Raw genomic sequence first — 19,025 nt, forward strand, 5'->3', positions numbered from 1 at the left:
TTGAGTTCAATCTTAGCTCTATGGCCTTGCAGCTAAAATGACTCACCAGGCGCTTCTTTCCATAGGCAGATCAAGGACGAGACAAAGCTCGTCCTTTAAAATGGGAAGAATATCAAAGTATGTATAGACTAAAGCCGTAGACTTTAGGTGGACATATGACTTATTTATACTACTGAAAGCCTACAATTTTGATTTATGAACGACAGTGATAACATCACACTGTCGCTTTTTACGTTTTCCACATGGGGGGATATATGATTAAAACCAAAGCAGCGGTTGCCTGGAAAGCGGGCGCGCCCTTAACAATTGAAGACGTCATGCTTGATGCGCCCAAGTTTGGCGAGGTGGTAGTCGAGGTAAAAGCAACCGGTCTTTGCCATACCGACCTGTATACCTTGTCAGGTGCTGATCCCGAAGGTTTGTTTCCTGCCATTCTTGGTCACGAAGGGGCGGGGGTAGTGGTCGAAGTCGGGCCAGGCGTTACCAATTTAAAACCGGGTGATCATGTGATCCCTCTTTACACGCCCGAATGTCGTCAATGTAAATCATGTCTATCCCAAAAAACCAACTTGTGTACGGCCATTCGTGCCACACAAGGTAAAGGGGTAATGCCAGACGGTACTTCACGCTTTAGTATTGACGGTCAGCCCATTCATCACTATATGGGTACCTCTACATTTGCTAACCACATTGTGGTGCCTGAAATTGCGTTAGCAAAAATTCGTGATGACGCTCCGTTTGACAAGGTGTGCTATATCGGTTGTGGCGTTACTACTGGCCTAGGCGCAGTTTTGTTTACTGCTAACGTCGAAGCCGGAGCCAACGTAGTGGTGTTTGGTTTAGGTGGTATTGGCTTAAACGTCATTCAAGGTGCCAAAATGGTTGGCGCAGATAAAATCATCGGGGTAGACCTAAACCCAGAGCGCGAGGAAATGGCTCGCAAATTTGGTATGACTCACTTTGTGAATCCAAACGAAGTGGAAAATGTGGTGGATCACATCATCCAGCTGACTGATGGTGGTGCTGATTACTCTTTCGAGTGTGTGGGCAATACCGATGTGATGCGTCAAGCCCTTGAGTGTTGTCACCGTGGTTGGGGGCAGTCCATTATTATTGGTGTGGCCGAAGCCGGTAAGGAAATTTCCACTCGTCCTTTCCAGTTGGTAACAGGTCGCGTTTGGAAAGGCTCTGCGTTTGGGGGGGCCCGAGGTCGTACTGATGTACCAAAAATTGTCGATTGGTACATGGACGGCAAAATCAATATCGACGATTTAATTACGCATCACCTTCGTCTAGATCAAATCAACGAGGGCTTTGAAATGATGAAACGCGGCGAGTCCATTCGTTCTGTGGTGATGTTCTAAGGAGGATTTAATGACTGTGAGTTTAGAGTTAGTCAGTGAACACCGTTGTCATGGTGGCTGGCAGCGCTATTACCAGCATCAATCTACCACCATCGGTTTACCGATGAAGTTCTCGGTTTTTTTACCTGAACAGGTTCAGGCCACGTCTGCTAAGTCCGAGTCTGGGCAGCCAATGGGCACCACCAAATGTCCCGTAGTGATTTATTTGGCTGGATTAACGTGTACTGAAGACACGTTTACAACCAAAGCAAGTGCACAACAGTATGCGACAGAACACGGGTTGATTTTGGTCGCTCCCGATACCAGTCCACGTGGTGCGGGTGCACCTGGCGAAGACGACAATTGGGATTTCGGCACGGGCGCTGGCTTTTATGTTGATGCCACTACCCCCGACTTCGCCAAGCATTACCGCATGGAGTCGTATGTGGCAGACGAGCTATTTCGTATTGTCACTACAGAGCTCCCTGGTGATGCTGAACGTGTAGGCATTTTTGGTCACTCAATGGGGGGGCATGGTGCGTTGGTATTAGCGCTACGCCACCAAGACAAGTTCAAGTCCGTCTCTGCTTTTGCTCCCATTGCAGCGCCTACCCAGTGCCCTTGGGGCGAAAAAGCGTTTACGGGTTACTTGGGTACAGACCGAGAAATCTGGAAAAAACACGATGCAAGTAGCTTGATGGAAAATCAGACGGCAGTACCTTTTCCACAGGGTATTTTGATTGATCAAGGTTTAGCGGATCAGTTTTTAGAACGTGAGTTACATCCGCATTTGTTCGAAGCGGCATGTACTCAAGTAGGGCAACCGTTAACGCTGCGTCGCCACGAAAGTTACGACCATGGGTATTTTTTCATTATGACTTTTATTAAAGACCATATTGAACACCATGCTCAGCAGCTCAGAGCCTAACTAACTTGCTGTGCTCACCAAAGCCGAACCACGGGTTCGGCTTTTTTGTAGGTAAAAAGCAACGACATGGCTGAATAATAAAAGATGTAAAAAAACATAAAATTCAGTCTAAAGTGGAACTTTATGCTCATTTTTTGCTCAAATACAGTGTAAATTGATTTTAGTAATGTGTATTAGCACTCAGGGCAATACAGTGCTAAAATTGTAATGTTAGACAATTACTATTTGGTGTGTTATTTGAAATCGACCCATCATTTCATAGGAAACGATATGACCCAAGGTACAACCACATTGGCTCTACCGAATCAACAATTAGCAGCAGCGGTATCTAACCCCGGCGCGTTGGGTACCATCGAAGCCTATATTACGGCAGTAAATCAGCAACCCATGCTTAGCGCCGAGCTAGAGCATGACTTAGGTCGTCGTCTACAAAAAGACGGAGACTTGGACGCCGCTCGTCAATTAATCATGTCGCATTTGCGTTTGGTTGTGTCTATTGCGCGTCAATATTTAGGGTATGGTCTGCCTCATGCCGACCTCATCCAAGAGGGCAATATTGGCCTCATGAAAGCAGTGAAACGCTTTGACCCAGATCGTGGTGTGCGATTGGTGTCTTTTGCGGTGCACTGGATCAAAGCAGAAATTCACGAGTACGTCATTCGTAATTGGCGTCTGGTTAAAGTGGCTACCACTAAAGCCCAACGTAAACTGTTCTTTAACTTACGTCGTATGTCGCCCGAAGACGGGCAAACACTCGATCCTGAACAGGTCGACAGCATTGCGCGCGAATTAAATGTTCGCCCCCAAGACGTAGCAGAAATGGAATTGCGTATGTCAGGGGCAGAAATGGCCCTAGAGGCTCCTTATGGCAACGACGATGACGATGCTGTCTTTGCGCCTATTTCGTATTTATCTGACGAAGGCGAGCTTGAGCCTTCCAATGTCTTAGCGCAACGCGCCCAAATCCAATTGCAGGGCCCCGGCTTAGAAAACGCATTAGCACGTCTTGATGACCGCTCTAAACACATTATTGAGTCGCGTTGGCTCCAAGACGATCGTGGTCCTACTTTGCACGAACTGGCTGCCGAGTACGGGGTATCGGCCGAACGCATCCGACAAATTGAAACGGCTGCTCTGAAAAAGTTACGCGGTTTTCTTGAGGCCGAGGTCGCTTAATTGCTTGCCTTACAAAGCGTTTCACTTATTTTTTGGAACTCTTCTTATTTACACTAGACTAATTACTATCAACTGCCATTTAAACCCCTTGTAGCTGTAAGCGTGGCGGTTGATAGCCTGTCTTGGCTTCTCCTTACCCAAGAGTCAGGCGTTGAATGTGCCCCAACATTCAAAGATTTGCCCTCCCGAATCGGGAGGGTTTTTTTTGTCTTTTTAGGCTTGAGCTCCTAGTTTCTGCATGGCATGAGCGACCAGATCGTTGACCTCTGATAAAAGATGTGACTGACGTGCTGGGCTAAGTAATGTTTCTCGGCTGTACACCAGATAGGGGTAGCCTGTGACCATCAGCCCATGTCGAAGTGGCGTTAATTCTTCAGCATCTCGTTGTTCTAACTGTAATAGGGGCTCAGGCACATAGCCCCAACCTAAACCATCACGGATAGCATCGCGTACTAACTCAAAGCTACTCAGGGCGATACGCTCGCTGCCTACGTGTTCCATATGAAAACGTTCTTGATTGGAGCTATCCATATAGGTGATTTGTGCTAGAGAGCGCAGATCCCTGTCTGTCACGTGTTGGAGAAGGCTTAGGGGATGATTATGTGCAATCATCATGCGCATCATAATTCTGCCCACCACACGTCGGTATAAACCTTCGGCTGGGTCGTAAAGGTTCTCCGTTAAACCGTAGGCAATATCTAATTGCTGTTGTCGCACTAAGTCAGGCAGTTCATCCGATGAAGCAAAACGCATGCTTAGACTTAAATGTGGATAACGTTGGCGCAATTGCAAAATAATTTGACGCCAGAAGGTTTCAGAGAGCACGTCATCGCGTCCAATGCGTAGCTCTTGACGTTGGGTGTGGTCTCCAATCAAACAGCGTTGCTTGATCCCCAAATGTAGGCTTAGCAGGCGATGGCAATCCTCAAGAATACTTTCGCCTATGGCTGATAGCATTAGACTGTTTCCTGTGCGGTCAAACAAGGCCACCCCTAGCTCATCCTCTAAGGCAGCGATTGCCATACTGACTGTGCTGCGCTGACGGCCTAAGCTGGCTGCTGCTTTGACAATAGAACCCAGTCGTGCAGTTTCTACAAAATACTCTATATGTTCAATACGCATGGTTTGCCTTTAGTGCCAAATTATTTGATGCTCAGAGATTTTATCAAATATTAAAAGTCTTTTAAGATAGCTATGTGTTCATTTTATGGAGCGTTCTGTAGTTGGACGTTTTTTATGCATTGGGTCTTTTTGACACTAGCTATTGTAGGTGAGGTAGTAGGTACCTCGTTAATGAAAGTTTTTAGTAATGAAGGGCGTGTGTTTATTGGCACGCTTATTGCTATGTCCACAGTAGGTATTTCTTACTTACTACTCAGTCAAGCCACACGACGGATCTCCGTTACATTTGCCAATGCCGCTTGGGAAGGGCTAGGTATGGTGCTTATCACTGGCGTTTCTTTTCTCTGGCTCCAAGAGCAAATCTCCCCCTTGCAGTTAATCGGTATTGTGCTGTCTTTGATAGGCATTATGGTGATTCACCATGGCTATCACCAAGCGGATGAGGCTGTACAGGAGACCGTGTGAGTGCCTATGTAGCCTATCTGCTCAGCTCTGTTGTACTCGATATTTTAGCCAACATGGCTTTGAGCCTTTCAGACGGTTTTAAGAAAAAACGGTGGGGTTTTGCTGCCGTGCTTCTTATTATGGCGGCTTTTGCCTTTTTGGCACTAGCCGTACAAGGTATGTCCTTGATCGTGGCATATACAGTTTGGGGTGTGCTGTCTATTGCAGGCACCGCTATAGCCACTTGGTTTTTTTTAGGTCAGCCCATGAACCGTACCATTGTATTGGGTTTGGCTATATTAATTTTGGCTGTGATGTTGATGCAGGCTTAATACTCTCTGTATTCAAAAAGGGCGCGCTCGGCTTTAAGGTCTTTCAGTGCGTTAAGAGCTAGCTCGTACTAAAATACAGCTTGTTTTTATTAACGTGTATTGGTTAAGGGCCGCCCATGTCAACTTCTCAGCAAACCGCATCGTGGTCTGAGTTATTTTCTGGAAAAAATGGTATTCGCGCCGTCGCTTTATGTGGCGGCGTAGTGGTGCACGCCATTAATGTGTATATTGTCACCACGATTATGCCCTCGGTAGTCCAAGACTTAGGCGGGCTTGAGTACTATGCATGGAATACCACGCTATTTATTGCCGCTTCAATTTTGGGCTCGGCACTGTCCTCTAGCGCCATAGCTAGCTTGGGGCTGCGTAGTTCGTATCTTAGTGCCATTTTGGTTTTTATTCTTGGCTCGATGGGTGCGGCGATGGCACCTTCAATGCTGTTGTTGCTTGTTGCTCGTACTATACAAGGGCTGGGCGGTGGTTTGCTGTTAGGGCTTAGCTTTGCTTCAGTGCGCATGGTGTTCGCGCCACGGTTTTGGCCGCGTACTATGGCGCTTATTTCCAGTATGTGGGGAGTAGCTACGTTGGCTGGGCCAGCTGTAGGGGGCATTTTTGCTGAAAGTGGGGCTTGGCGCTTGGCGTTTTGGTCTACTGTGCCGGTAGCGGTGTGTGTGGCTTTGCTGGTTAACTCACAACTGAAAACACGGCAAGAGCAGCGCGAGTCACGTTTAGTCCAGACCCCTGTCTTTAAAATTGTATTGCTGACCTTGTCAGTACTTGTGTTGTCGTTTGGTAGTTTAACGACCTCGTGGCCTTTGATGGTGCTGTGCTTGGTGGTGGTAGTCAGCATTATGTACGGCATTGCACGGGATGATTTAAACGGTAATAACCCGTTGTTCCCTTCCGGCACTTACTCCTTAAAACAATCGTTAGGTAGTTTGTACGCAGGCATTGGCTTGATGAGTATAGGGGTAACAAGCGAAGTTTTTATTCCTTATTTCTTACAGCACATTCACGATATACGCCCTTTTGCGGCAGGGTACATGACGGCGTTGATGTCGGCAGGCTGGACCACCGGTTCTATCTTAATGTCAGGTCGTAGTCGTCAGTTTGCCAATAAATTGTTAATTATTTCCCCTTTGCTTTCCGCAGTGTGCTTGGCGGTTTTAGGTGTATTGATGCCGTGGCAGGCATTAAGTCTGCACTACCACATGACATGGGTAATGTTTATTCCTTTATTTGGCGTGGGGCTAGGGGTGGGTATGATTTGGCCGCATTTATCGACCCGTGTTTTTTTATCCACCCAGCCTGGGCAGGAAAACATGGCATCCGCTGCTATTACCACCTTACAAATGTATGCGATGTCTATAGGTGCTGCCCTAGCGGGTATGATCACCACCTCGGCGGGCTTTAATACAGGTACTCTAGCGGGTGCGCAACGCTCAGCATCGTGGTTGTTGCTGTGTTTTGCTTTAATGCCGATTATTTTTGTGTGCGTGTCTAAAGCGGCTCGTCAGGCCGGAGAGCCTACCGAGCCCAATACCAATACTTAAAGCGCTTTAGGCAAACGGAAAAGCTCGGGATCAGGGCCTAAACGGCCTTGGTCTTGGTCTAATGCAGCAATAGCGGCCATATCCTGCGCATCCAAGCGAAAATTCAATACATCAAAATTGCTACGGATACGTTCAGGGCTGACGCTTTTACTAATCACCATATTGCCCAGCTCTAATTGCCAGCGCAGCATAATTTGGCCGACATTTCGTTGGTGCTTTTGTGCAATTTCCGTTAAAGTCGGGTTATCCCAGAGCGTACCTAAGCCCATCGGGCTCCAGGCTTGCGTTTGAATTTGATGACTTGCATTAAATTCACGCATGGCGTGTTGTTGAAAACCAGGGTGTAACTCAATTTGGTTCACTACGGGTTTTTCACCGGTTTCTTTGATCAAGGTTTCTAGGTGGTTGGCGTTAAAATTACACACACCTATGTGTTTAATTAAGCCTTCATCACGCAATTGCCTTAGCGTTTCCCATGTTTCTACGAACAAATTGTTCTTTGGTACTGGCCAATGGATTAAGTACATATCGACATAGTCTAGATTCAGGCGCTCTAGGCTATTAAAAAAAGCAACACGAGTCTGTTCATGGCCATGGCTATCGTTCCAGACTTTGGTGGTGACAAAATAGTCTTGCCTAGCTAGACCGCTATTGGCTAGACCTTCACCCACGCCTTGTTCATTTTCATAAATGGCAGCAGTATCAATTAAACGGTAGCCTGTTTCCAGCGCTGCTTGTACAGCATCAGCCGTTTGTTCGTTAGGGATTTGCCAAACACCAAAACCTAACTGAGGCGCAGATTGACCGTTATAAAAGTGGACTAAAGGGCTAAGTTGCATAAAAAGCTCCAGTTTGTTTTTGTTTTCGTTTATTAAAGAGGGTTGGAATGAGTGTACATAGTGAAGTCAAACGCCGTAGCGTGCCGGAACTCATGGCGTATAAAGGCAATAAGAAAATCGTTTGTTTAACCGCGTATATTGCCCCTATTGCGCGTTTGATTGATCCGGCCTTGGATTTGATTTTAGTCGGTGACTCGACCGCCATGGTCGGCTATGGCATGCCTGACACATTAAGCATTACTCTACAACAAATGGCCGATCATGGCGCAGCCGTTGTCAACGCCACTCAACAAGCGTGTGTGGTGATTGATATGCCTTTTGGCAGTTATCAGGTATCACCACAGCAAGCCTTTGAAAACGCAGCCTTTTTGCTATCGCGCAGTAGAGCCTCAGCAGTGAAAATAGAAGGGGGCATTGCCCTGGCTGAGACCACACGTTTCTTGGTTGAGCGAGGCATACCGGTGCTGGCCCACGTAGGCTTAATGCCTCAGTATGTAAACACCATGGGTGGTTTTAAAGCTCAGGGCATGAACGATGAGGCCGCACAACGTATTTTGGATGACGCCAAAGCCCATCAAGCTGCGGGCGCTTTTGCTGTGGTACTTGAAGGGGTGGCCGAGTCTTTAGGGCGTCGAATTACCGAAGAGTTACAAATACCGACCATAGGTATTGGGGCATCGCCAGCGTGTGATGGTCAGGTTTTAGTAACAGAAGACATATTAGGGCTTAGCGGAGGGCGTATCCCCCGTTTTGCAAAGCCTTATGCAGATGTAGGTGCCGTTATCCAAGAAGCCGTCCAGCGCTATGCCGACGAGGTTCGTGAGGGGCAGTTCCCCGGTCTAGAGCATTGTTTTGGGGTAAAACGCAAGGCTTAAAGCAGCTGTGGGGTGGGTATAATAGTTAGTTAAGGCTTTTGTGTATGCGCCGAACCTCACCCCATTTACAGGAGGGGCAGTCGGTATAGTTGAGCTGGGTTTGTATGAAAAATGCGGTAAAGCAAAATACAGGGGGGCTGTTAGCCCCTCTGCCTATTAAAAACGGGGTCGCTCCAAGCCGGGTGTGGTTGCCGCTAGGTCAGTGGCCTACTATAGGCGCGTTTTTGTTTGAGCGCTTTGCCCATGTGGCTGTTGCCGACTTGCGTCAACGCTTAGCACAAGGCGATATTGTGACTAGTTCAGGGCAGCCCGTTTGCGAACACCATCCTTATCAAGCTAATCAATGGTTGTGGTATTACCGAGCCGTTCCCAACGAGGTACCCGTTCCCTTTGAGATGCCCATTTTGTATGCTGATGAACATCTCATTGCTGTAGATAAACCGCATTTTTTAGCCTCTACGCCCGGGGGGCAGTACCTAACACAGACGGCACTAGTACGAGTCCGCCAGCACTTCAACGAGGCACAAATTACGCCTTTGCATCGTTTAGATCGAGAAACAGCAGGGGTTTTGCTATTTTGTCGCGCACCCAGTTTACGCGGGACCTATCAACGCTTATTCCAAGAACAAAAAATTTATAAGCAATACGAGGCAATTGCTGCCACTCATCCTACGTGGCAGTTTCCGTTGTGTTATCAAAGTCGGCTGCTTGCTCCCAAAGGGCAGTTTTTAATGCAAGAAGTCGAAGGCTCTCCTAATAGCCAAACCCAAATTGCTATTGCACAGTCTTGGTACGACGAGCAAATAGGGCCGTTATCCCAGTATATTTTGCATCCTATAACAGGGCGCAAGCACCAGCTACGCATGCATTTACTAGGTATGGGCATCCCTATTTTGAATGATAGTTATTATCCTGCGGGCCAAGCTTTTTTAGCAGCAGATGATTTTTCGCGACCATTGCAATTGCTAGCGCGTTCTATTGCGTTTATTGATCCAGTTAGCCAAAAACAGCGTCAGTTTTGTAGTCAACAACGCTTACGTTATTTGCCAGAAAGCGCGTAAAGCCTCGTCCTTTAGGGCGAGGAGGATGTCAACCAAAATCTGATGACCTACTGTTTATTGTTATTTTTCTTTAGGAACTTGTTATGTCCAGCTTAAAACGCATTGCTATTGTGACTACAGGGGGCACGATTGCAGCGAGTGCATCCAGTCAAACCACCTTGGGGGACTATCAAGTAGACCAATCAGCCCAGCAGTTGGTTCAGGCCGTGCCTGAGCTAGCACAGCTCGCGCATATAGAGGTACATGAGGTGTGTCATATTGATAGCCGGAATATGACGTTTGCGCTTCAGCACCAGCTTACAACTCAAGTGCAGCACCTAGTCGCGCGCAATGATATAGATGGGGTGGTAATTACGCATGGTACCGATACCCTAGAGGAAACGGCGCTGCTATTGCAATGGTGCGTAAAAAGCACCAAACCGGTGGTAATGACGGGGGCGATGCGTCCGGCATCGGCACTAAGCGCCGACGGCGCATTAAACTTATTTAATGCTGTGCTGGTGGCTAGCCATCCCGAGGCCCATGGCGTTGGGGTCTTGGTGCTGCTAAACGATACCTTACATAGTGCTCGTTTTGTGCAAAAAACCCATACTTCGGTGCCCGACGCATTTAGCTCGCCAGCAACAGGCCCTGTGGGCTTGGTCAGTCAAGGCAATGTATATATTAATGCCACCCCACGACGCCCATTCGGGGCGCAGAGTGCGCTACACCTACCGGCACAGTCTCAGCTACCTCAAGTCGACATCGTGGTGGATTACGTGGGGGCTCAATCCAGTATGTATAAAGCTTGTGCCCAAGCGGGAAGCCGTGCCGTGGTGATTGCTACCTTGGGAAATGGCAGTTTAAGTCCTGCTGCACGCGAGGGCGCATTGTATTGCTACGAACGCGATGTGCTGTGCGTGCGTGCGAGTCGTATTTTGAATGGTGCGGTTAGTGTTTCTGAGCAAGATACACAGTTTCATACCCTGCCGGCGCATCAGCTTCACGCAGTAGCAGCGCGCACGCTTGTGGCCTTGGCTTTGGCACAACAGAGCAGTCGCGATGAGCTAGCGTATTACTTGCGGCATTATTAGAGTGTGATGATTAAGCAGGGGCTTAGTTGTGCTTGTGTATAAGCTGGCGTTCAACCACATGCACAATAGCCAGCAAACTGAAGTTAATAGCTAAGTACAACAAGCCTGCAATCACAAAGGTCTCAACAATGGCATAGTTTTGGCTCATGATACGGCGAGCATAGCCGGTTAGCTCAAGCACAGCAATGGTCGAGGCCAAGCTCGTGCCTTTGATGCAAATTACGATTTCGTTGCTATAGGCTGGCAAGGCTTGTCGAATGGCGAGGGGCAAACGGACACGTTTAAAACATTGCCAAGCACTCATACCAATAGCTTGTGCTGCTTCGATTTGACCCTTGGGTACAGACTGAAACCCACCCCGAAATACTTCGCCTACATAAGCCCCACTATTTAGCGCAATAGCCAAAATAGCAGTACGGGTGCCATCGCTGAATAGCCACCATAACCATGGCACTTGTTTGACCCAGCCAATCATGCCCACCCCGTAATACAGCAAAAAAAGCTGCACCAACAAGGGCGTGCCTCGAAATACCGTGCTGTAAACAAAGGCAAAGCGAGAGAAAAGGCGATTAGACGAAAGACGCATTAAGGCTAAGGTAATACCCACCAGCAAAGAAAGCCCAATGCCCCACAGACCGATATAAAGCGTCAGCCCAAATCCTTTCCAAAGGATGCTAACGGTGTATGCAAATTCGTCCCAGCTCATCATACGACGGCCCTCATGCCTTTACCAGAATGACGTTCAGCCAAAACAAACAAAGCCTGACTACCTATACCAATCATAAAAAATAAAAAGCCAGCAATTAAATACATAGCTAGCGGTTCGCGCATTGAGGCCGCGCCTAGTTGCGCTGCGCGCATAATTTCAACCAAACCCACCAGAGAGATTAAAGCGGTGTCTTTAAGAGCAGTCTGCCAGACGTTATTGCAGCCAGGTAAGGCATACCACACCATTTGCGGTAGGGTAATGCGGCGTAAGCGCATGAATGGCGACATGCCAATAGCTTTAGCGGCTTCGATTTGGCCTTGGGGAATAGTCTGCAGAGCACCGCGAAACACTTCTACGCTATACGAGCCTGCAATTAAGCCGATGGCTAAGATACCAATGGCTGCCGGAAACCACTTGTTGACCCAGTCTTCGGCCTGTAGCCACACGCCCAAGTCTGACACCGAGTGCACAGAACCAAAAAAGAGCAGATAAATAATGAGCAGTTCGGGAATGCTGCGTGTAACGGTCGTGTAAAGGCTGACAAGCCCGCTAAGCCAACGCGGGCCGTACAGCTTGATGCTGGCACCGGCAATGCCGATGATGACACCTAAGGCCATCCCAAAGACCGAAATGAATAAGGTCATGGAAAGGCCACGCAAAAACATCCATCCCCAACCTTCGTTGAAGATGCGTAATAAGGTTTCCAGCATCGTAATGGGCTACTTAGTGATTATTTGCAAGCGTCGTAGTTGGTAATATCGATATCAAACCACTTTTGGCTAGCAGTTTTGATCGTGCCGTCTTCGATAAGTTTGCATAAGGCAGCATCGACTTTTTCTTTTAGGTCGGTGTTGTCTTTGTGAATACCAATGGCAATACCATAACCTAAGACTTCAGGGTCAGAGGAGCCTTTAATAACGGTTTCTGTTAGTGCAAAGTCACTATTGTTCATTTGCTTTAGGAAACGGGACTGTGATGTGAGATCGGCAAAGGTACCGTCTAAACGACCCGCATCCAGATCAATTTGCATTTGGTCTAGTGTCTCGTAGTCTTTGATGGTGACTTTAGGGGCTACTTTGGCTAAAAATGCGCCGTGGGTAGTACCGCCCTGTACACCAATGGTTTTGCCTTCGAGGCTGTCGTAGATTGCGTCGGCAGAACCCGCTTTGATACCGTCAGCATCATTTTTAAGAATAAAAATGGCGTCTTCTACGGCATAAGGCAAGCTGAAGTTAATGCGCTTGGCACGCTCGGGGGTGTAGGACATGCCCGAGATGATTAAATCAAAGCGATTTGCACTAAGTGACGGGATGAGGCTGTCGAACGACTGCACAGTAAACTGACAGTCGGCATCTAGCTGTTTACAGAGTGCAGCGCCAACATCTGCATCAAAGCCTGTGACAGTACCAGCTGCATCCACCATAGACCAAGGGGGGTAGCCGCCTTCGGTACCAATTTTATAAGAGGTGGCCGCCAAGGTCGCGACACTAAACAGGGCTAAACTTGCCCCGATTAGGGTTTTTTTGATATTCATTTAGATCTCCTAAACCTAAGCCAAAGGCTGTAAAAACTGTTGTAGACGCGCCGATTGAGGGTTGCCAAAGAGATCTGCAGGCGCACCAGTCTCTTCGCATATGCCGTTGTGCATAAAAATAGCATGGTTTGAGACCTCGCGAGCAAACTGCATCTCGTGGGTGACGAGAATCATCGTTCGCCCCTCTTCTGCAAGCTGACGAATTACGCGTAGCACCTCGCCCACCATTTCTGGGTCCAGAGCAGAAGTGGGTTCGTCAAAAAGCATTACATCGGGATCCATAGCCAGAGCACGCGCAATAGCTACGCGCTGTTGTTGCCCACCGGAAAGCTCAGATGGATAAGCATCGGCCTTGTGGGCAAGACCGACTTTGTCGAGTAGGTGTAAGGCGTATTCTATAGCTTGAGCTTTGGCAATTTTTTTTACATGCACAGGACCTTCGATCACATTGTGCAATACAGAACGATGCGACCAAAGATTAAAGTTTTGAAATACCATGCCTAAACGGGCACGAACCTGCTCAAGAAGCTTTGGGTCTGAGCTGACCATCTGGCCATTACGCTTAGCGCGTGTACGTAATACGTCTTTACCAATTTGGACTTCACCCTGATCTGGGATGACCAAATGATTAATACAGCGCAATAAGGTGCTTTTTCCGGAACCGGAGGCACCAATAATAGAAAGCACATCACCTTGGTGTGCACTAAACGAAATCCCTTTAAGGACGTCGACGTCACCAAAGGCTTTATGGATATTACGTACCTGCACAGCGCAAGCAGCAGAATCAGTTGAAACGGTCACTGTTTTGGCCGCGGTTTAGAGTTAAAAGACACATTATAAACAGCTTTAGAACTAAAACCGCCAGCTTGTTCGGGATTATCCCGACAAGAGGGCGGTTTTGGGTGCGTTATAGCGTAGTAGCCGGCTTAGGGGTATAAGCCACGTAGCTCACGAGCCTCTAGGATACGACTACAAGCCGAAATAAAAGCGGCCGTACGCAAGGTGACGTTATGTTGCTTGGCAACAGCTGCGGTGGCTTGATAAGCCTCACGCATCATTTTGCCTAAACGCTCGTTAATAACGTCTTCTTCCCAGAAATAGCTGGAAAAGTTTTGCGCCCACTCGAAATAGCTAACGGTAACGCCACCGGCATTCGCAATCACATCGGGAATGACGAGGATGCCTTTGTTAGCCAGAATATCGTCAGCTTCGGGCGTGGTAGGGCCATTGGCACCTTCAATAACAATTTTCGTGCGTAAACGGTCGGCATTTTTTGCGGTGATTTGGTTTTCCAAAGCCGCAGGAATGAGAATGTCTGATTCTAATTCCCAGAATTCGTCTGCACTGATGATTTCGCCAGCATTGCTGCCGACCAAACCAATTTTTGGGTTATTGTTCGCTAAAATGGTGGGCACATCTAGACCGTTTTCAGCATAAATACTGGCGGAGTGGTCTTGAAGTGCGATGACTTTAGCACCGGCTTCGTGGAATAAAAGAGCAGCAATGCCGCCCACATTGCCACAGCCTTGAACAATAACGCGAGCACCGGTTAGGTCCAAACCTAATTCACGCGCTGCTTCAACGCCTACAGTGAATACACCACGTCCGGTTGCTTCAACCCGACCTAGGCTACCGCCTAAGGAAATCGGTTTGCCGGTAACAACGCCTGTGGCTAGGTGACCTGTTTTCATGGCATAGGTGTCCATCATCCATGCCATGGTTTGACCATTTGTATTAACGTCTGGAGCTGGAATGTCCTGATCGGGTCCGATAATCATGCTGATTTCGCTGATGTATCGACGAGTGACACGTTCTAACTCCTTTTGAGAGTAGTTGCGAGGGTTGATGCGAATACCACCTTTTGCGCCTCCGAAAGGCACATTGACTGCAGCACACTTAACAGACATCCAGGCGGATAAAGCCATAACTTCTGATAAGGTTACATCTTGGTGATAACGCACGCCCCCTTTTCCGGGGCCGCGTGCCATATTGTGTTGGACGCGGTAGCCTTCGAAATGAGCAATCGTTCCGTTATCGAGTTCTACGGGAACATCGACGGTCAAAATACGTTTAGGACGTTTAAGGGTTTCAACCCACTTCCCCAGCTTACCCAAATAGGGAGTGACACGCTCTACCTGTTCTAAATAAATGCCCCATGGCCCAAGGTCGTCAGGGTTTAAATATGTAGGTAGGTCGTGTTGAGTTGGCTGATTCATTAATCAATCCTCTTGCGGTTATGCGGAGGTCTACGGGAAGCAAAAAACAACCACGGCACTAAGACCTGCTCGATGAGCAGGGGTTTATAAATCGTGTGTTGTATCGCCTAAAGAAGAGTGCCGTTGCTATTGAACAGCAAAAATAAATTTAACGTTAATCAAGCATGATTGTCACGTTTTATTGAGACTTTATGATTAAAAAACGCTATTTTTAGTACATAAGGCGCAAATTGTAGTGTGTGTTGCTGTTATGTCAAGTTTGAGCATAACCCAAAAGTGTCCATAAAACAGCAAACCTAGGGTAAATGGGTGTTTATCGTTTGGACAAAATTTACTAGCGATTAAGGGCTGCGCCGCTTTGTTAAAATACGGTTTTATCTTGAGATAGGTCAGTCAGCTATGCAGCAACAGTTACAGGCGATTCAGCAACGTATAGAGCAGGCGTGTATTCAGGCCGATCGTGATGTGGCAACGGTTCGACTGTTAGCCGTCAGCAAAACCTTTAGCCACGACCGCGTCCAACAAGCCATTGATCTAGGCTTACAGCGTTTTGGGGAAAACCGTGCCCAAGATTTACGCGCGCGCGCCACGCATTTTGCTAACCCGGCCCTTGAGTGGGTGATGATCGGCCATGTGCAAACCAACAAGGCCAAAGAAATTGCACGCTATGCCAGCGAGTTGCAGTCTTTAGATCGCCTGGCATTAGCTCAGGCCTTACAGCAGCGGCTCGAGCTAGAACAGCGTAGCTTGAGCGTGTTTATTCAAGTCAAAACAGCACGAGAAGACAGCAAATTTGGGCTAGAGCCCGACCAGTTATTGGGTTTTTTAGCGCAGCTTGCTAGCTTTGATCGCTTAGAGCCGGTGGGTTTAATGACCATGGCTACCCAAACCAACGAAGTGAGCGAGGTGCGACGTTGTTTTTCCCAGCTAAGGCAGCTGCGGGATCAGGCGTTGGACCAGGGGTACACGCAAATACAGCGACTATCGATGGGGATGAGCGGCGATTTTGAGTTGGCTATAGCCGAGGGAGCCACAGATATTCGCGTTGGTTCAGCTTTGTTTGGTGAACGCGATAAGGCATAAAGCGGCTAGATGGGACGCCGGTGGGCCAAAGCAATCTGTGCAAAGGCTACCTGTAGCTCGGGGCTGGCACCTTGAAAAACAATGGGGCGTCCGCGCTTAGTAAAACAAATTAAACGTTTTGAGAAAAAAAGCGGAACAAATTTAGCAAATTTAAGGTCTTGCCAAAGTAGCTCGCGTTTAAGAATCCATTCCTGTTGAATACCTGTAGTGGTGATGGTGGTGTGCCCAACCAGCATAAAATAAGCCACCACAATCATGCCACAATAAGCAAACACCACGCAGGCAATAATACTAGTGGCAACCTGATCGCCATAGTGTGTTGCAATAAATCCTAGACGTAGCCCGATCAGAGCAATGACTACCCAAGCCATCAGTGCAATGTGTTTGGGCCAAGAGCGCCCACGTATAGGTAAATTGAGACTAGGTAAAAGCTGTTGCTGTTCTGGGCTTAGGGTGGGGTTCATACGGTAGTGTTTTTTAAATAGAGGGCACGACCTGCGCGGCTGTTGGTGGGTTTACCAATTTGTTCGGAAATCCAGGCACCGGTTTGTACTAACGCATCTAAATCTAGCCCTGTGTGAATGCCCATGCCATGTAGCATGTACACGACGTCCTCGGTAGCAACGTTGCCTGTGGCACCCTTGGCATAGGGGCAGCCGCCTAGTCCGGCGACTGAGCTGTGAAAAATATGAACGCCTACATCTAGAGCCGCCAGAATATTGGCAAGGGCTTGGCCGTAGGTGTCATGAAAATGCCCAGCGATACGATCTAAGGGAATAGTTTGAGCCACAGCCTGCAGTAGGCGCGCGGTTTTATGTGGCGTGCCTACCCCGATGGTATCGGCAATATCGAATTCTTGGACGCCTAGGTCTTGCATGCGTTTGACCACATCTAACACCGTGTCTATTGCTGTTTCACCCTGATAAGGACAGCCCAGCGCGCAGCTAATACTGCCACGCAAGCGGATATTAGCCGCATGGGCGGCTTGGGCCACGGGCATAAAACGCTCGATGGACTCGGCAATGCTGCAATTAATATTACGCTGGGAAAAGGCCTCGCTAGCAGCACCAAAAATGACCACTTCGTCGGCACCCGCTGCAAGGGCGGCCTCGAAACCGCGTAGATTTGGGGTAAGCGCAGAGTACACCACCCCATCAAGACGCTCTATGCCTGCCATGACCTGAGTGCCATCTGCCATTTGGGGTACCCATTTCGGTGATACAAACGAGGCGGCCTCTACATTTTGAAAGCCGGCACGGGCCAAGCGATTTACCAGTTCAATTTTTGTTGCGGTAGGTACAAAGTTTTTTTCGTTTTGTAGGCCATCGCGTGGTGCGACCTCGACAATTTTAACGGCTTGAGGATAATGCATGGAGTCTCCTAGGTGCGTAAATAGCGTCCATCAGCCTGTACTATGACCAGATCCATGAGCTCGAGCTGCACAAGAGCACTGCCAACGGTAGTGGGGCTAAGCCCACTGCGTTGTTGAATCGTATCTGCGCTGGCTGGGTCAAACCCCATGACCGTAAGCACCTGCTGTTGTTCAGAGGCAAGGTGCTCTGGAAGCGCGCGTGTTTCGCTTTTGGGTAAAGCTTTGGACGGAGGGCGTAAATGCTGCCCTAATTCTTCGAGTATATGTTCTGCTGATTCTACCAGTTTTGCCCCCTGACGAATCAACTGGTGGCATCCCTTGTGCAGAGGCGAATGAATAGAGCCCGGTATGGCAAAAACCTCGCGTCCTATTTCGCCGGCAAAGCGTGCTGTGGTGAGTGATCCGCTTTTTAGGGCGGCCTCGACCACAATAACACCACGGGAAAGCGCAGCCACTAAGCGGTTGCGACGCACAAAATGGTAGGGCAGCGCTTTAGTGGTTAAGGGGAACTCGGAGAGCAGCAGCCCCTGTTCAGCAATGTGGTGTGCGAGCGCACGGTTTCGTGCGGGATAAACCAAATCCATACCTGTTCCCAGTACGGCGATGGTGCTGTTGGTTTGGTGAGCCGCTAAAGCACCACGATGAGCTGCAGTATCGATGCCTGTAGCTAGGCCACTGATAATACACCACCCCTGATCCGCTAAAAACTGCGCAAAATGGTAGGCGTTTTCCAGACCGGGCTGAGTGGCATTGCGCGAACCCACAATAGCCAATGCCTGATGGCTAAGCTGGTTAAGATCGCCTTTAGCGTAAAGTACAAGAGGCGGGTCGGCTAGCTCAAGCAATGACTTTGGGTAGTGACTATCGGCTAAGCACAGAATATGTTGGTCTGAAGCCTGAGCCCATTCCAGTGTGGTTTGAATTTGGCTTTCGAGTTCGGCGTTGGGAGCACTACGCAACTGCGTGGCTAAGGCGGTATCGATATAGCGGCTAAGTGTACTGATGGACTGTTCGTAAATTTGGGGAGGTAAACCAAAATTAGCCAATAGCAGTCGGGCTGCATGGGCGGTGAGATTAGGCTCTAGGGATAGACGTATCCAGGCATAGAGCTCGGAGGGAGGCATTCGTGGCGTCATCATGGCTGAATTGTACGATTGATTAGATAGACGCGGATAGAGCGACAAATACGTAGATGAACTCGCTCTACTCACGTCTGACGGGTCTTTTTAGGCTAAACCGTTGAGCTACCTGAGGTCGTTGTTGCTGTAGCCACACTTACGCCCAAAGAGCAGCATTTTTAGGCAAAGTCTACAGAGTGTATTAAAATGACGGTATTCTTACTTATTTGGGGTGATGCGTTCTTAT

The 19,025-nt window shown here is 48.4% G+C and carries 20 protein-coding genes; 10 read left to right on the forward strand and 10 right to left on the reverse strand.

The window, feature by feature from the left end:
* Positions 1 to 257: 257 nt before the first annotated feature.
* From ACBP46_RS11655 to rpoH, 3 genes are all read left to right on the forward strand, one after another.
* Positions 258 to 1,364 (forward strand): S-(hydroxymethyl)glutathione dehydrogenase/class III alcohol dehydrogenase, encoded by a 1,107-nt coding sequence (locus ACBP46_RS11655; RefSeq protein ID WP_371016993.1) that lies wholly within the window; start codon positions 258 to 260, stop codon positions 1,362 to 1,364.
* A 10-nt stretch (positions 1,365 to 1,374) separates the two neighbouring features.
* Positions 1,375 to 2,271, forward strand: a complete 897-nt coding sequence (gene fghA / locus ACBP46_RS11660) for an S-formylglutathione hydrolase (protein ID WP_371016890.1) — start codon at positions 1,375 to 1,377, stop codon at positions 2,269 to 2,271.
* 270 nt (positions 2,272 to 2,541) lie between these two features.
* Positions 2,542 to 3,447, forward strand: a complete 906-nt coding sequence (gene rpoH, locus ACBP46_RS11665) for an RNA polymerase sigma factor RpoH (RefSeq protein ID WP_371016891.1) — start codon at positions 2,542 to 2,544, stop codon at positions 3,445 to 3,447.
* Positions 3,448 to 3,660: 213 nt separating this feature from the next.
* Here rpoH and ACBP46_RS11670 read toward each other — a convergent pair whose 3' ends face one another.
* Positions 3,661 to 4,569 (reverse strand): LysR family transcriptional regulator, encoded by a 909-nt coding sequence (locus ACBP46_RS11670; RefSeq protein WP_371016892.1) that lies wholly within the window; start codon positions 4,567 to 4,569, stop codon positions 3,661 to 3,663.
* A 72-nt stretch (positions 4,570 to 4,641) separates the two neighbouring features.
* On the opposite strand from ACBP46_RS11670, the gene ACBP46_RS11675 reads away from it, so the two are divergent.
* From ACBP46_RS11675 to ACBP46_RS11685, 3 genes are all read left to right on the forward strand, one after another.
* Positions 4,642 to 5,034: a DMT family transporter gene (locus ACBP46_RS11675; RefSeq protein WP_371016893.1), complete on the forward strand. Its 393-nt coding sequence runs from the start codon at positions 4,642 to 4,644 to the stop codon at positions 5,032 to 5,034.
* Complete coding sequence (locus ACBP46_RS11680; protein ID WP_371016894.1) at positions 5,031 to 5,345, forward strand: SMR family transporter; 315 nt, start codon at positions 5,031 to 5,033, stop codon at positions 5,343 to 5,345. Before ACBP46_RS11675 ends, ACBP46_RS11680 begins: the two co-directional genes overlap by 4 nt.
* Positions 5,346 to 5,461: 116 nt before the next feature.
* Positions 5,462 to 6,898, forward strand: coding sequence for an MFS transporter (locus ACBP46_RS11685; RefSeq protein ID WP_371016895.1), 1,437 nt, complete (start codon positions 5,462 to 5,464; stop codon positions 6,896 to 6,898).
* Here ACBP46_RS11685 and ACBP46_RS11690 read toward each other — a convergent pair.
* A complete protein-coding gene (locus ACBP46_RS11690; protein ID WP_371016896.1) occupies positions 6,895 to 7,737 on the reverse strand; it encodes an aldo/keto reductase in 843 nt (280 codons plus the stop codon). The two genes, ACBP46_RS11685 and ACBP46_RS11690, sit on opposite strands and share 4 nt — an antisense overlap.
* 47 nt (positions 7,738 to 7,784) lie before the next feature.
* Here ACBP46_RS11690 and panB point away from each other — a divergent pair, with 47 nt between their 5' ends.
* From panB to ACBP46_RS11705, 3 genes are all read left to right on the forward strand, one after another.
* Positions 7,785 to 8,612 (forward strand): 3-methyl-2-oxobutanoate hydroxymethyltransferase, encoded by an 828-nt coding sequence (gene panB / locus ACBP46_RS11695; RefSeq protein WP_371016897.1) that lies wholly within the window; start codon positions 7,785 to 7,787, stop codon positions 8,610 to 8,612.
* Between the two features lie 104 nt (positions 8,613 to 8,716).
* Positions 8,717 to 9,673 carry a pseudouridine synthase gene (locus tag ACBP46_RS11700; protein ID WP_371016898.1) on the forward strand — a complete coding sequence of 319 codons (957 nt, stop codon included), beginning with the start codon at positions 8,717 to 8,719 and terminating at the stop codon, positions 9,671 to 9,673.
* An 83-nt stretch (positions 9,674 to 9,756) separates the two neighbouring features.
* Positions 9,757 to 10,746, forward strand: coding sequence for an asparaginase (locus ACBP46_RS11705; RefSeq protein WP_371016899.1), 990 nt, complete (start codon positions 9,757 to 9,759; stop codon positions 10,744 to 10,746).
* 22 nt (positions 10,747 to 10,768) lie between these two features.
* On the opposite strand, the gene ACBP46_RS11710 is transcribed toward ACBP46_RS11705, so the two are convergent.
* The 5 genes from ACBP46_RS11710 to ACBP46_RS11730 form a co-directional block, all read right to left on the reverse strand.
* Positions 10,769 to 11,455 carry an ABC transporter permease gene (locus ACBP46_RS11710; protein ID WP_371016900.1) on the reverse strand — a complete coding sequence of 229 codons (687 nt, stop codon included), beginning with the start codon at positions 11,453 to 11,455 and terminating at the stop codon, positions 10,769 to 10,771.
* Entirely contained in the window at positions 11,452 to 12,165 is a 714-nt protein-coding gene (locus ACBP46_RS11715; RefSeq protein ID WP_371016901.1) for an ABC transporter permease, read from the reverse strand. The genes ACBP46_RS11710 and ACBP46_RS11715 overlap by 4 nt, the downstream gene beginning before the upstream one ends.
* 20 nt (positions 12,166 to 12,185) lie before the next feature.
* Positions 12,186 to 12,989, reverse strand: coding sequence for a transporter substrate-binding domain-containing protein (locus tag ACBP46_RS11720; RefSeq protein ID WP_371016902.1), 804 nt, complete (start codon positions 12,987 to 12,989; stop codon positions 12,186 to 12,188).
* Positions 12,990 to 13,004: 15 nt separating this feature from the next.
* A complete protein-coding gene (locus tag ACBP46_RS11725; RefSeq protein ID WP_371016903.1) occupies positions 13,005 to 13,790 on the reverse strand; it encodes an ABC transporter ATP-binding protein in 786 nt (261 codons plus the stop codon).
* 125 nt (positions 13,791 to 13,915) lie between these two features.
* Positions 13,916 to 15,205, reverse strand: a complete 1,290-nt coding sequence (locus ACBP46_RS11730; RefSeq protein ID WP_371016904.1) for a Glu/Leu/Phe/Val family dehydrogenase — start codon at positions 15,203 to 15,205, stop codon at positions 13,916 to 13,918.
* Between the two features lie 399 nt (positions 15,206 to 15,604).
* Between ACBP46_RS11730 and ACBP46_RS11735 the strand changes: the two genes are divergently transcribed.
* Positions 15,605 to 16,288: a YggS family pyridoxal phosphate-dependent enzyme gene (locus ACBP46_RS11735; protein ID WP_371016905.1), complete on the forward strand. Its 684-nt coding sequence runs from the start codon at positions 15,605 to 15,607 to the stop codon at positions 16,286 to 16,288.
* A 5-nt stretch (positions 16,289 to 16,293) separates the two neighbouring features.
* On the opposite strand, the gene ACBP46_RS11740 is transcribed toward ACBP46_RS11735, so the two are convergent.
* Genes ACBP46_RS11740 through dprA form a run of 3 tightly spaced genes read right to left on the reverse strand, consistent with a single transcriptional unit; the run spans position 16,294 to position 18,796 of the window.
* A complete protein-coding gene (locus tag ACBP46_RS11740) occupies positions 16,294 to 16,752 on the reverse strand; it encodes a hypothetical protein (protein ID WP_371016906.1) in 459 nt (152 codons plus the stop codon).
* Positions 16,749 to 17,660, reverse strand: a complete 912-nt coding sequence (locus ACBP46_RS11745; protein ID WP_371016907.1) for a hydroxymethylglutaryl-CoA lyase — start codon at positions 17,658 to 17,660, stop codon at positions 16,749 to 16,751. Before ACBP46_RS11745 ends, ACBP46_RS11740 begins: the two co-directional genes overlap by 4 nt.
* An 8-nt stretch (positions 17,661 to 17,668) precedes the next feature.
* Positions 17,669 to 18,796, reverse strand: a complete 1,128-nt coding sequence (dprA, locus tag ACBP46_RS11750) for a DNA-processing protein DprA (RefSeq protein WP_371016994.1) — start codon at positions 18,794 to 18,796, stop codon at positions 17,669 to 17,671.
* Between the last annotated feature and the right edge of the window lie 229 nt (positions 18,797 to 19,025).

Origin of the sequence: Paenalcaligenes hominis, assembly GCF_041359055.1 — a bacterium.
In the GTDB taxonomy this organism is placed as follows: domain Bacteria; phylum Pseudomonadota; class Gammaproteobacteria; order Burkholderiales; family Burkholderiaceae_B; genus Paenalcaligenes; species Paenalcaligenes hominis_A.